Genomic DNA, 631 nt, shown 5'->3' on the forward strand with positions numbered 1-631 from the left:
TCGATATTTTTTCGAGAAAACTTCACACGAAGAGCACAAAGGTACAAAGAACACAAAGGGGATTAAGGGTTTTTGTTTCAAAACTGAAAAAGACATTGAGGAATACCTTAATGTTGTGCTTGAGGAAGGAGACTATAAATTCCTTCTGATTGTCCTTGCTGACATTGATCGAGCACGTAAGGCAATGACAGGCGCGGCGAAAGCAGCCGGGGTAAGCAGAACCAATCTGTACCAATCCCTTTCTGAAGACGGACATCCGGCTTTTGAAACTATCGCAAAAGTCGCCCAATCTCTTGGTTACCGACTTTCGCTGGTTCCTGTATCTAAACTTGCAGTAAAAAAAACAAAAAAGCGCATGAATCCTAAAAAAGCCTGAATGAGTGTGTAAGGTGTTGGACAATTATTTTATTTACTCACAACCGATAATGAGCGTAGTTACCGGAAAGGTTTTACTCGCAATTTTTTTTTACACGAAGAACACAAAGAGCGAGAAGGCACGCTGTGCCTTCCCACCCGTAGCGAACCATGCAAGGCAAGGTATGCTATGAAAAAACGGTAGCAGATACTATTGCGTAACCTGCTACCATTACATGTCCTTTAATTTAGCACGATTAATACATTTCCTGGGCTG

1 protein-coding gene is annotated in these 631 nt (G+C 41.8%); it reads left to right on the plus strand.

Annotated elements, in window-relative coordinates; all coding sequences use genetic code 11:
- Positions 1–376, plus strand: a 376-nt coding sequence (locus ACYVRA_RS08125; RefSeq protein WP_461252225.1) for an addiction module antidote protein, incomplete at its 5' end; no start/stop codon positions are given.
- Positions 377–631: the final 255 nt, after the last annotated feature.

It is taken from the genome of Treponema sp. R8-4-B8 (assembly GCF_054786175.1).